The sequence below is a fragment of the Acetobacter zythi genome (assembly GCF_963921165.1).
In the GTDB taxonomy this organism is placed as follows: domain Bacteria; phylum Pseudomonadota; class Alphaproteobacteria; order Acetobacterales; family Acetobacteraceae; genus Acetobacter.
In genome coordinates, this window is the sequence record NZ_CAWUEO010000001.1 from 402,842 (window position 1) to 415,484 (window position 12,643).

9 protein-coding genes are annotated in these 12,643 nt (G+C 58.5%); 4 read left to right on the plus strand and 5 right to left on the minus strand.

The features are described from left to right. Positions 1-121 precede the first annotated feature (121 nt). From AABE20_RS01965 to AABE20_RS01980, 4 genes are read left to right on the plus strand one after another with little or no spacing between them, the layout of a single operon-like run. A complete protein-coding gene (locus AABE20_RS01965; RefSeq protein WP_338331584.1) occupies positions 122-1,333 on the plus strand; it encodes an efflux RND transporter periplasmic adaptor subunit in 1,212 nt (403 codons plus the stop codon). After that, on the plus strand, positions 1,330-4,509 hold the full coding sequence (locus tag AABE20_RS01970) for an efflux RND transporter permease subunit (protein ID WP_338331585.1): 3,180 nt from the start codon (positions 1,330-1,332) through the stop codon (positions 4,507-4,509). The genes AABE20_RS01965 and AABE20_RS01970 overlap by 4 nt, the downstream gene beginning before the upstream one ends. Next, positions 4,506-7,808 (plus strand): efflux RND transporter permease subunit, encoded by a 3,303-nt coding sequence (locus AABE20_RS01975; protein WP_338331586.1) that lies wholly within the window; start codon positions 4,506-4,508, stop codon positions 7,806-7,808. Before AABE20_RS01970 ends, AABE20_RS01975 begins: the two co-directional genes overlap by 4 nt. Further along, positions 7,809-9,362 carry an efflux transporter outer membrane subunit gene (locus AABE20_RS01980; RefSeq protein ID WP_338331587.1) on the plus strand — a complete coding sequence of 518 codons (1,554 nt, stop codon included), beginning with the start codon at positions 7,809-7,811 and terminating at the stop codon, positions 9,360-9,362. A gap of 88 nt (positions 9,363-9,450) precedes the next feature. Here the strand turns inward: AABE20_RS01980 and AABE20_RS01985 are convergent, their stop codons facing one another. From AABE20_RS01985 to AABE20_RS02005, 5 genes are all read right to left on the minus strand, one after another. Beyond that, on the minus strand, positions 9,451-9,627 hold the full coding sequence (locus AABE20_RS01985; protein WP_165990613.1) for a DUF1328 domain-containing protein: 177 nt from the start codon (positions 9,625-9,627) through the stop codon (positions 9,451-9,453). A gap of 54 nt (positions 9,628-9,681) precedes the next feature. Then, a complete protein-coding gene (locus tag AABE20_RS01990; RefSeq protein ID WP_338331588.1) occupies positions 9,682-9,915 on the minus strand; it encodes a hypothetical protein in 234 nt (77 codons plus the stop codon). Positions 9,916-10,000: 85 nt separating this feature from the next. Next, positions 10,001-10,816: an ABC transporter ATP-binding protein gene (locus tag AABE20_RS01995; RefSeq protein ID WP_338331589.1), complete on the minus strand. Its 816-nt coding sequence runs from the start codon at positions 10,814-10,816 to the stop codon at positions 10,001-10,003. Next, positions 10,804-11,586 (minus strand): ABC transporter permease, encoded by a 783-nt coding sequence (locus tag AABE20_RS02000; protein WP_408740567.1) that lies wholly within the window; start codon positions 11,584-11,586, stop codon positions 10,804-10,806. The genes AABE20_RS01995 and AABE20_RS02000 overlap by 13 nt, the downstream gene beginning before the upstream one ends. Beyond that, a complete protein-coding gene (locus tag AABE20_RS02005; protein WP_338331591.1) occupies positions 11,565-12,605 on the minus strand; it encodes an ABC transporter substrate-binding protein in 1,041 nt (346 codons plus the stop codon). Before AABE20_RS02005 ends, AABE20_RS02000 begins: the two co-directional genes overlap by 22 nt. Between the last annotated feature and the right edge of the window lie 38 nt (positions 12,606-12,643).

A 12,643-nucleotide genomic window follows, 5' to 3' on the forward strand; every position in this document is an offset into this window, starting at 1 on the left:
TGACGAGGCTTGCACTTAGGCGAAGAGTTCAGCACACTTTCCCTCCATCAGCAGGGTGCCCCTATGCACAGCGTTCCCCTGACCATTCTGACGCAACTTAGGTTAACGAACAGCGCACCTCATGGACGATAACACTCCGCCCTCCTCCACCACTCCCGCCAAACCACGTTCCTCCAAAAAACGCCTGCTTCTGGCAGGTGGTGTTCTGGTAGGGGCCTGTATTTTAGGCTTTGCCTTCCTGCGCCCGCAGGCAGGGCACAAAACGCACCACAGCACGGCGGATTCCAGCCAGAGCCAGCCCGTGGCCGTGCAGACTGTCCATGCCGGTAGCATGCCCGTGGAACTGACCGAACTGGGCACGGTTGTGCCCATTACCAACGTAACCGTGCAAACCCGTGTGGAAGGCTACCTGATGCAGGTGCTTTTTACCGAAGGCCAGCATGTGCATAAGGGCGACCTGCTCGCACTCATCGACCCCCGCCCCTATCAGGTCCAACTGGAGCAGTACGAGGGCCAGCTGGCGCAGGACAAGGCGCAGCTTGAACAGGCCCGCGTGGATAGCGGACGCTACCAGCGCCTGATCAAGCAGGACAGTATTGACGCCAAAACCGCGCGCGACCAGCAGTTTACGGTCCAGCAACTCGAAGGGACGGTCAAGGCGGATCAGGCCTTGATTGATAACCAGAAGCTGCAACTGATCTACTGCCACATTATCGCCCCTGTGGATGGGCGCATTGGTATTCGCGCGGTTGATCAGGGCAACTATGTTGCTGCTGGCCAGTCTGGCGGGCTGGCGGTGCTGACCCAGATGCAGCCCATATCGGTCATTTTTACACTGCCGCAGGACCAGTTGCCCGAGGTGTTTGCCCAGTTGCAGGCCCGCAAGTCGCTCCCCGTTTCGGCATGGAACAGTTCCAACACGCAAAAAATAGCCGATGGCACGGTCAGCACGCTGGATAGCCAGATCGATACGGCAACCGGCACCGTGCGCCTGCGCGCCATTTTTACCAATGAAGACGAACACCTGTTCCCCAACCAGTTTGTGAATGCCCGCCTGCTGGTCAAAACGCTGGACCACGTTCTGCTTCTGCCCACAACCGCCGTGCAGACCGGCCCCTCCGGCCTGTTCGTATATGTTGTCAAGGATGATGACACGGTGAGCGTGCAGCCGGTAACCACTGGTATTTCCAACGGCACACTCAGTGTTGTTACCACCGGGCTGAAGGATGGTGACCGGGTGGTCACGGACGGCACGGACCATTTGCGCGCGGGAATTAAGGTAACCATTCCCTCCACGGCTCCCACCCCAACGCCGGACCATGCTACGCCGTGAACCCATCCGCCATTTTCATTCGCAGGCCCGTTGCAACCACGTTGCTGATGCTGGCCATTTTTATGGCCGGGTTGCTGGGCTATCATTTTCTGCCCATTTCCGCGCTGCCGCAGGTTGATTACCCCACCATAACGGTAGAGACCTTCTACCCCGGCGCCGGGCCAGATGTTATGGCGACCTCGGTGACCGCACCGCTGGAAACCCAGCTTGGCCAGATGCCCGGTCTGGACCAGATGACATCGCGCTCATCAGGTGGGGCGTCGGTCATTACCCTGCGGTTTGACCTGTCCATGTCCATGGATGTGGCGGAGCAGGAGGTGCAGGCCGCCATCAATCAGGCCAACTCGCTGCTGCCAACCGACCTGCCCGCCCCCCCGGTTTACGCCAAGGTCAACCCGGCGGACACACCCGTGCTTACGCTGGGCATTACATCCGCCACCATTCCACTGCCCGAAGTGGAAGACTACGTGGATACACGACTTGCGCAAAAAATCAGCCAGATTTCGGGTGTAGGACTGGTCACGCTCTCGGGCGGGAACCGCAAGGCTTACCGGGTGCGGGTGAATGTTCCCAAGCTGACCTCTTACGGTATTGATCTGGACACATTGCGCACGACCATTGGCAATGTGAACGTCAACTCCCCCACGGGTACGTTTGATGGTGCGCAACGCTCGGCCACCTTGCGGGTAGATGGCCAGATTACCAGTCCTGAAATGCTGCTCAATCAGGTTATTGCCTACCAGAGCAGCGGGCCTGTGCGCATACGCGATGTGGCCACGGTGGTGATTGGCCCCGAAAACACGCAGCTTGCCGCGTGGTCCAACAAAACCCCGGCCCTGATCATGAACGTGCAGCGCCAGCCCGGCGCCAATGTGATTGCGGTGGTGGACAATGTTAAGGCCACCCTGCCCGCCCTGCGCCAGACGCTCCCGCCGGGCATTGATATTGTGCCCCTGACTGATCGCACCACAACCATCCGCTCATCCGTATCGGATGTGCAGTTTGAGCTTTTTCTGGCTCTTGTGCTGGTTGTGGCCGTTATTTTTGTCTTCCTGCGGAATGTGCCCGCCACCATTATTCCCAGCCTATCCGTGCCGCTCTCCATTATTGGCACGCTGGCCATTATGTATCTGCTCGACTTCTCGCTTGATAATCTCTCGCTCATGGCCCTGACCATCGCCACCGGCTTTGTGGTGGATGACGCCATTGTCATGATCGAAAACATCTCGCGCTATGTGGAAGCGGGCGAGGACCGCATGAGTGCGTCACTCAAGGGTGCGGGGGAAATCGGGTTTACCATTATCTCCCTGACCATATCGCTCATTGCCGTGCTTATTCCGCTGCTGTTCATGAGCGATGTGGTGGGGCGCCTGTTCCACGAATTTGCACTGACACTGGCGACCACCATCATTCTGTCCGCCGTGGTGTCGCTCACGCTGGTGCCCATGATGTGTGCGCGCATCCTTTCCGAACGCCCGCATGATGCGGGAACGGCGGCAACACCGTTCCTGCGCTGGTCCGCTCGGATGGAAACCGCAACCGAACGCCTGATTGCGGCCTATGACCGTATGCTGGATGTGGTGCTGGAATGGCGCAAGCTGACGCTGGGCGTAGCCGTAGGCACGCTGGTGCTGACCGGCGTTCTGGGCTGGTACATTCCCAAAGGGTTTTTCCCCGTACAGGATACGGGGGTTATTCAGGGCATTTCCGTTGCGGCACAGTCCATCTCGTTCGAGAGCATGAAGGTGCACCAGCAGGAACTGGCCAGTGTTATTCTCAAAGACCCGGATGTGGCCTCCCTGTCCTCTTTTGTTGGGGTGGACGGGCAGAATGCAACACTCAATCAGGGCCGGTTCCTGATCAACCTGAAAGAGCATGACGCCCGATCCTCCTCCGCGACCGAGATTGCTGCGCGGCTTGAGCAGGAAACAGCGCAGGTTACGGGCATCAGACTCTATCTCCAGCCCGTGCAGGACCTCTCGCTCGACACCACGGTCTCTGCCACGCAGTACCAGTTTTTGCTGGAAAACCCCGATTACGACGCCTTCAAAATCTGGGTGCCCAAGCTGATCGAACGCCTGCAGCAAGAACCGGCACTGGCGGATGTAACCTCCGACCTGCAGGCCGAAGGGCTGGTCGCACGCGTAACACTCGACCGCGCCACGGGGGCACGTTACTCCGTAACCCCCCAGACGGTTGATAACGTGCTGTATGACAGCTTTGGCCAGCGCCAGATTTCCACAATCTATACGCAGTCCAACCAGTACCGCGTGATTTTGGAAGCGGACCCGCAGTTCCAGACGGACCTGTCCTCCCTCAGCCAGCTCTATCTGCCCGGTATTAGTGGCAATACGGGGGAAAGCACGTCCGGGCCTACGCGTTCGCCCACTTCCGGGCTGGTGCCGCTGCCTGCGGTTACCAAGGTCACGCAGGAAACCGCTCCTCTGTTGCTGACCCATTTCGGGCAGTTCCCGGCTACGACCATCTCCTTCAACCTTGCACCCGGCTATGCGCTGGGGGATGCTACGGCAGCCATTCGCCGGGCGGAGGCGGATATTCACCTCCCCTCCGCTTTCCAGACATCTTTCCAAGGGACTGCGGCAGCGTTTGAAGGCTCGCTCAGCAACGAACTGTTCCTGGTCGCGGCCGCCATTATTGCCGTCTACATTGTGCTGGGTATTCTGTACGAGAGCTTTATCCACCCCATTACCATTCTCTCCACCCTGCCTTCTGCCGCTATTGGCGCGTTGCTGACCCTGATTGTAGCCGGTGTGAACCTCGATATTATGGGGATTATCGGCATTGTACTGCTGATCGGGATTGTGAAGAAAAACGCCATCATGATGATCGACTTTGCACTGGAAGCAGAGCGTGAACATGGGATGGACAGCCTGCGCTCCATCCGCACGGCAGCAACCCTGCGGTTTCGCCCCATTCTCATGACCACTCTGGCGGCCATGCTGGGGGCTGTGCCCATGGTGCTCTCGCACGGGACCGGGTCTGAACTGCGCTACCCGCTGGGGCTGGCCATTATTGGCGGGCTTGCCCTCTCCCAGCTCCTTACGCTGTTTACAACGCCGGTCATTTATCTGACGCTGGATACATGGGCGCACAAATGGAGCAAACTACGCCACGCCCGCACGACCTCCCCCCCTAACGGGCAGGCCGTGCCGTGAACATCAGCCGGATTTTTATTGACCGGCCTGTTGCCACCATCCTGCTGACCATAGCCCTGTTCCTTGGGGGCCTTCTGGGGTATCGCGGCCTGCCGGTTGCCGACCTGCCTAATGTGGATTTTCCGGTCATCCAGATTCAGGCGCGGCAGGCTGGTGGCTCCCCGGAGGAAATTGCAAGTGCTGTAGCCGCCCCACTGGAGCGGCATCTGGGCCAGATTGCGGATGTGACGGAAATGACATCCCAATCCACCGAGGGCAGTACACGGATTACGCTCCAGTTCGCCCTCTCGCGCAATATTAACGGGGCTGCGCGTGATGTGGAGGCGGCCCTTCAGGCGGCCCATGCGGACATGCCGTCTTCGCTGCGGCAGAACCCGAGCTACCGCAAAGCCAACCCCAACGGCGCACCTATTCTGATCCTGACCTTAACGTCGGACACCCACACCCGCCCACAATTGTACGATTACGCCACCAACGTTCTGGTGCAGCACCTGTCCGCCATACAGGGGGTTGGTCAGGTGGAAATCAGCGGGAGTGCGCTGCCCGCCATCCGGGCGGAAATAAACCCCCTCCCCCTGTTCAAATACGGGATTGGGTTCGAGGACGTACGCGCAGCCCTTGCCTCGGCCAACGCGCATACGCCCAAAGGCATTATTGACCAGAACGGTGCGCGCTACACACTGGACACGAATGATCAGGTCCGCACAGCGCAGGACTACCGTGACCTGATTATTGCATGGCGCAACAACCGCCCCGTGCGACTGGCCGATGTTGCGCAGGTGCAGAACAGTGTGGAGGACCTGCGCAACGCCGGGTACTACAATGGTCAGGCCTCGGTTATTGCCGTTGTGTTCCCTCAGGCTGGCGCCAATGTGATTCACACGGTGGATCAGATCAATGCCGAAATGCCCCTGCTCAAATCCGCCCTGCCCGGTGGGGTGGCGTTGCATGTGGGGCTGGACCGCTCACTCACCATTCGTGCCGCTTTGGTGGATACGCAGCTTACGCTGCTGATCTCGGTCGTACTGGTGGTGCTGGTGGTGCTGCTCTTCCTGCACTCATGGCGGATGACGCTTATTCCCGCCGTGGTGGTGCCCACCTCCATTGTGGCGACCTTTGGCGTTATGCGCCTGCTTGGTTTTTCGCTCGACAACATGTCGCTCATGGCGCTTACGGTTTCCACCGGCTTTGTGGTGGATGACGCCATTGTGGTTATGGAAAATATAGCCCGCTACATTGAGCAAGGACTGCACCCGCGCGATGCCGCCATAAAAGGCAGCGCCGAGGTCGCCTTTACGGTTATTTCAATCTCGGTTTCCCTTATCGCCGTCTTTTTGCCCATTCTGCTCATGGGCGGGCTGGCTGGCCGCCTGTTCCATGAATTTGCCATGACGGTCTCCATCACCATTCTGATCTCGATGGTGCTGTCCCTGACCTTAACACCCATGATGGCGGCCTATCTGCTGGTTCCCCACAAAACGGGCGTGGCGCCGGCTGGTTCGGGCAGCCTTATGCGCCACGCCATTGCCGCCATGACCGCCTTTTTGGACCACATGCAGGCAGGTTATACCCGCTCGCTCGATATGGCCCTGCGGTACCACAAGACCGTATTGCTCAGCCTGCCCTTTACGCTGGCCCTTACCGCCGCGTTATTCGTACTCATGCCCAAGGGTTTTTTTCCGGTGGAAGATACCGGCATGCTCATGGGGCACTTGCAGGGTGACCAGTCGATTTCCTTCGGAGCCTTGGCCAAAAAGCTGACCGAGGTGCAAAACGTGCTCCTGCACGACCGGGACGTGGAGAGTGTATCCTCCTTTATTGGTGGCCGTGGTTCCTCCAACGAGGCGGGGCTGTTTTTGCAGCTCAAGGACAAGAGTGACCGAAGCGACACCCCAACCGAACTGATCGCGCGTGTGAACCGCAAGCTGCGCAATCTGGTTGGAGCCAGTTTTTTTCTTATGCAGCCCGGGGCCATCCGTTCGGGCGCACGGCAGAGCAACGCCGCCTACCAGTATACGCTGGAAGGCGAAAACTCCTCCGAACTTTACGAATGGACATCCCGCCTGCTGGCGGAACTGCGCCGCCACCCGGAACTGACAACCCTGTCCTCGGACGTGCAGCTTGGTGGTTCGGCCATCAGCACCGAGATCGACCGTGATACGTCCGCCCGTGTGAACATTACCCCCCAGCTCCTGTCCAACACGCTATACGACGCGTTTGGCCAGCGCGCGGCATCGGTCATCTATAACCGGCTGAACCAGTACCGCGTGATTATGGAGGCCGACCCCAAAAACTGGTCAAACCCGGAAAGTCTGATGCAGGTCTGGATTAGTGTTGCCGGGGGTTCCGCTGGTGGGGGCACCAAATCCAACACCATACGGGTGCGCAATGCCTCCAGCACCGGCTCCACCAGTACGGAGGCCATCCAGAGTTCCCTCTCCTTCAAAAACCAGATCGCCAATGCGCTGGCGGGCGGCGCTGGTGCATCCAACGGGTCGGCCGTGAGCACCGCGTCCGAGGCCATGGTGCCACTCACACTGGTAACCCGTCTGGTTCCCAGCCGCACCCCGCTTTCGATCAATCATCAGGGTCTGGCGGTTGCGGCAACGCTTTCGTTCAATCTGGCCAAGGGGGTATCCCTTGGTACGGCAACGCAGATCATCAACACAGCGCAGGTTGCCCTGCACATGCCCAACACCATTCATGGCAGTTTTGCTGGTAATGCCGCACAGTTCCAGAAAGCGGTCAGTGATGAACCTCTGCTTATTCTGGCAGCCCTTGTGGCCGTGTATATTACTCTGGGCGTGCTGTACGAAAGTTACGTGCACCCGCTGACCATTCTCTCCACCTTGCCATCGGCTGGTGTAGGCGCTTTGCTGGCCCTGCAACTGGCGGGGGAGGAATTTTCCCTTATTGCCATGATTGGCGTGATTTTGCTGATTGGCATTGTGAAAAAAAACGCCATCATGCTGGTGGATTTTGCCATTATGGCTGAACGCGAACAGGGTATGTCCGCCCATGACGCCATACGCACCGCCTGCCTCCTCCGCTTCCGCCCGATTATGATGACATCGGTTGCAGCTGCCCTTGGCGCTGCCCCCCTTATGGTCACCAATGGATACGGTGCGGAACTGCGGCACCCGCTGGGCATTGCCATTGTTGGGGGGCTGATCGTCAGTCAGGCACTCACACTTTACACAACGCCTGTCATTTATCTGATGTTCGATACATGGCAGTCGCGTGCTGGTTCCTTTATCCGCTCGTTTTCGTTTTCCCGCAGTTTCAGGCAGGATAGCTGAATGCCTTTTTACCGTCCCTTCCGTTCCCTTCGCCTGTCCCTGCTGCTGGCCCCTGCCGTTCTGGCTGGCTGCATGGTGGGGCCGAATTATAAGCAACCCACCCCCATTATCTCCCCCGTGTTCAAGGAGCTTCGTCCAGCACCGGGGTGGCAGTATGTAACGCCGCAACTGGCCAGCCTGCCCAAAGGCACGTGGTGGACGATCTACAACGATCCGCAACTGAATGCGCTGGAAGCGCAGGTGGATATTAACAACCAGAACATCATTCAGTACGAGGCACGCTACCGCAACGCCCGCGCCACCATTAACTCCATACGGGCACAGCTTTATCCAACGCTCAGTGGCGCCTTGTCCTTCAACCGGCAGAGTTCGGGGCGTGGGTCACGCTCAAGCGGCACCATTATCAATTATGGGTCCGGCGGTAGCACCAGCACAACATCCACCCCTTCCAACTCGACCGAAAACACCTATGCCATGGGGCCGACCGCATCATGGGATCTGGATTTGTGGGGCAAAATCCGGCGGCAGATTCAGGCACAGGTGACCGAGGCACAGGCCACAGCCGCTGACCTTGCCAATGCGCGCCTGTCCTATCAGGCACAGTTGGCCACGGCCTATTTCAACCTACGATATCAGGACAGTCTGTACGACCTGCTGACCAAAAACGTGGCGTTTTATGAGCGGTCCTACCAGATTACCAAAAACCAGTATGAAGCAGGGACCGCAGACCCGACCGCCCTGCTTCAGGCCCAGACACAACTGGAGCAGACCCGCGCGCAGGCAACCGCAACCGGTATAGCCCGCGCCCAGTACGAACACGCCATTGCCGTGCTTATGGGCAAAGCCCCCGCCGACCTTTCCATCCCCCACGGGGCATTGCCACGCGCCATTCCGGCCATTCCGGTCATGGTGCCTGCAAGCCTGCTCCAGCGCCGCCCCGACATTGCCGCCGCCGAGCGCCGGATGGAGGAATATAACGCCCAGATTGGCGCGGCCATGGCGGCCTTCTACCCTGATGTCAAACTGACCGCGACCTACTCCTATAGTGGGGACCCGGTTGGCTCGCTCGTGCAGGTTGCAAACCGCATATGGTCGCTAGGCGCATCAGCCACGGAAACACTCTTTGCCGGGGGTGCGCGAACCGCCGCCGTGCATGAGGCCGACAGCAACTACAATGCTTATGTGGCCACTTACCGCCAGACCGTGCTCACGGCCCTGCAGGGGGTGGAAGACCAGCTTTCCAACCTGCGTATTCTGGCCGATCAGGCGGACCAGCAGCATGTTGCACTCCAAGCCGCCAACAAAGCCGTAACCGTTGCCTTTAACCAATATATGGCAGGCACTCAGATCTACACGACCGTGATTACCGCCGAGGTTACGGCTCTGTCCAACGCGCAGACCGCATTGCAAATCCAGCAAAGCCGTATACTGGACTCCGTCAGTCTGGTGGAAGCTCTTGGTGGGGGGTGGAATGCCTCCGAACTGCCGAGCAAAAACTCCATGCAAACGGACAACCCCTTCCTGCCGTCCTTTATCCAAAAAGACAAAAACTAGCCGCCACGCAAAGGCTACCCCAACAAAAAACCTCCGGAGCTTTTGGCCCCGGAGGTTTTTTTTACCCGGCTACTGGTAGCCCGGCCCGTTACTTCATGACCGCACGACCGGCCAGCAGGGCGACAACCAGAAACACCACAAACAGAACAATGGCGATAAAGAACAGAATTTTAGCCATACCGGCCGAGGCAGAGGCAATTCCACCAAAACCAAACAGCCCTGCAACAAGTGAAATAACCAGAAAAAACAGTGCCAGTTTTAGCATAACGCACTCCCTTGCATTCAAATCCCGGCCAGAGCCAAAAACGCCCTTGCCGCCTTACTTCCTGCGCCGCAGGAAAATTCCAATAATCAGACCAACAATCCCCGCCGTGGCAACGGCAAACAGGGGCTGGTCAATAACAACATCACGCAGTGCTTCAGCAGCAGCACTCCGTTTGCCCGGATCAAGGGCATCATAACTGGATACCTTGCCCAAAAGGCCATCGGCCCCGTCCTGAAGGTTGCCAATACCATCCTCAAGACCAAAATCTGCCTTGCTCTCATCACTCATAAGAGGATGTCCTCCATACTGGATTAAAGGGTAACGCGCGGCGTACCCCTAAAGATGCCTATGTGAACGATTTTTTTGCTCAAGACTAGATTTCAGCCGAGCGCCAGTAGGCTTCCCCACCCGGATCAGGCTCCCCTGCGATCATGGCGCGCAAACGGGCAGCGTATGTTCTAAAGGCAGGGCTATCGGGGTTGCGCTGCGGCATATCCAGCACAATTTCGCCCGTAATACCCGCAGGCGGTCCACCAGCCAGCACCACAATACGCGTGGCAAGGCGCAGGGCTTCCTCAATATCATGCGTGACAAACAGGACTGTTTTGTGCGTCTGCTGCCATATCCGCTGCAATTCTTCTTGCAGACTTGTGCGGGTAATAGGGTCCAGCGCGCCAAAAGGTTCGTCCATCAGCAGCAGGTCCGGGTCCACGGTCAGGGCGCGGGCAACCCCCACACGCTGCCTTTGTCCGCCAGACAGGCGGCGGGGCAACCGGTCTGCCTCCTCCTCCAGCCCGACAAGCCGCAGGGCCTCCTGCGCGCGAGCTTTTTTTTCATTTTTGTTCAGGTGCAGGCCTTCCAGCCCAAACATCACATTCCGCAGCACCGAGCGCCACGGCAGCAGCCGCGCATCCTGAAAAACCATGGCTCGGCTGCGCCGCGTGGCATGCGCCCCTGCCCCGGCCATGCAGGCGGAGCCACCTGTCTGGCCTTCGGTCGGGTGCATCAGGCCCATCAGCACTCTCAGCAGCGTGGACTTCCCCACGCCTGATGGCCCCAAAAGTGCAACAAACTCACCACGCGCCAGTGTTAGGCTGACATGCCGCAGCACAAAATGCGCGCCCCCATCATGCGAGAGACCAACATCATGCAAAGAGGCAACCACATCCGCCCCGTTTATGGCTGCCATCTGAGAACCCATTTGCGCACAAACCCAAAAAGAAAATCGGTAATGGCATACAGCATGGCCATGGTCAGCATGTAAACGACGACAACATCAGTCGCCAGAAGGCTGGAAGCCTGCATCATACGCGCACCAATGCCCGGCACACCAAACAGTTCAGCCGCCACAACAGACATCCACCCCTGCCCCAACCCGGTCCGCAGCCCTGCCATAATACCGGGAGCGGAAGCGGGGAGCACGATCTTGAACAACCGCCCGACAAAACTGCCATGCCCGAAGGCAGAGGCCAGTTCATACAGTTCGGGATCAACACCCCTTACGGCGCTATGGGCTGCATAAAAGTTGATCCAAAAAACCGATATGGCAATCACAAAGGTTGCCCCGGCTGTGCTCAGGCCAAACCATAAAATGGCAAACGGCACCCAAGCCAGCCCCGGCACGGGCCGCAACAGGCGGACAACCCCTTCCAGCAGGCTATCCAGCAGACCCAGCATACCGCACAATATGCCAAGCCCGGCCCCTAGGACCGAACCAATCAGCAGGCCCAGCAGGTAGTGATTCAGACTATCCAGAATAGCCTGCTGCCAGAACCCGCCCCTTACCTCGTCCAGCCAAGCTGGGCCAAGGGAGGACGGCGCAGGCACCATACCAGATGGCAGCAGCCCGGACTGGACTGCTGCCTCCCACAAACCAAAGAACAAAACAAGTCCAGCCACCCCAAGCCCAAGGCGGACAGAACCAGACAGCTTTATGCTCACGGCTTGGCCTGCTGCCACAAACCCGTATCAAACAGGTCTTCCACAGGTTCAGCCTTGCGCAGCAGACCTTCGGACACTTCAAACTCCTGCAACTGCTTAACACTTTCCACAATACGCGCCGGATCACTCACAAACCGGGATGCCGAATGCTCCAACGCCGTTTTCATAACATCGTCATTCAGCATACCACCACCCAGCGCTTTTTGCACAAATGGTACGGCATCATCCGGGTGCTGGGCCAGCAGCGTTGTCGCGCGGACGAACAGGTTTGTCAGTGTTCCCGCCCATGCTTTGTGCTCAGGCGCATCCGGTTTGACAATAGCCAGAACGGAGCCGGGCTGGTCGGGCATCATGTTATGACCAGAGGCCAGAATACGGGCATCGGGCAGACGGGTTTTAACAACCGTCAGTGCTGGCTCGCGCAAAACCGCGCCATCAACGGCACCTGCCAGAAATGCCTGCTGGGCGGCATCAATATCCACCCCCACAATGGTGGCAACAGTGTTGACCTGTGCAAAGTCGAGCTGTTTTTGCAACCAGTAGCGCAGCAGCGTATCAGGCACGGACCCCGCAGGCTGTGCCGCAAGACGCGGCAGGCGCTTTTGGTCCTGTTTGAAGCGCGCAAAAATGGCTTTAACGTCATCAGGCGCTAACCCGCCGTCTCCATCAGGCTTAATGCCCTGCGCCAGCGCCCCTCGCGCAATGACGGAAAGTTCCTCGATCGAGGCCGTGGCCACAACCTTAACATCCACACCATGCGCACGGGCCTGCAACAACGGCAGAACGCCCGCAACATAGCCATCGATCCGCCCCGAAACCAGCGCCTGAATAGCCTGCGGACCAGACGTAAAGCGAACAAGCTGCACATCCAGCCCCGCCTGCTTGGCCCAGCCCTCACCATCGATCACAAAGAGCGCGGAAGACCCCAGAACAGGAATGTAGCCGATACGAATGCTCTCAGCCGCCTGCACCGGGCTGACAGCCCATCCAAATGCCACGGTGGCGAGCGTTAACATTTTTACTAACGCGCGTTTCATGATGTTATCTCTTTCACTGAAATATTTTATCAAAAATA

What these genes read in the sequence shown, in the direction of transcription:
- AABE20_RS01995 (WP_338331589.1), bottom strand. Translation starts at nt 10,816, where the DNA reads ATGGCAGCCATAAACGGGGCGGATGTGGTTGCCTCTTTGCATGATGTT.
- AABE20_RS01990 (WP_338331588.1), bottom strand. Translation starts at nt 9,915, where the DNA reads ATGAGTGATGAGAGCAAGGCAGATTTTGGTCTTGAGGATGGTATTGGC.
- AABE20_RS01965 (WP_338331584.1), top strand. Translation starts at nt 122, where the DNA reads ATGGACGATAACACTCCGCCCTCCTCCACCACTCCCGCCAAACCACGT.
- AABE20_RS01985 (WP_165990613.1), bottom strand. Translation starts at nt 9,627, where the DNA reads ATGCTAAAACTGGCACTGTTTTTTCTGGTTATTTCACTTGTTGCAGGG.
- AABE20_RS01980 (WP_338331587.1), top strand. Translation starts at nt 7,809, where the DNA reads ATGCCTTTTTACCGTCCCTTCCGTTCCCTTCGCCTGTCCCTGCTGCTG.
- AABE20_RS02005 (WP_338331591.1), bottom strand. Translation starts at nt 12,605, where the DNA reads ATGAAACGCGCGTTAGTAAAAATGTTAACGCTCGCCACCGTGGCATTT.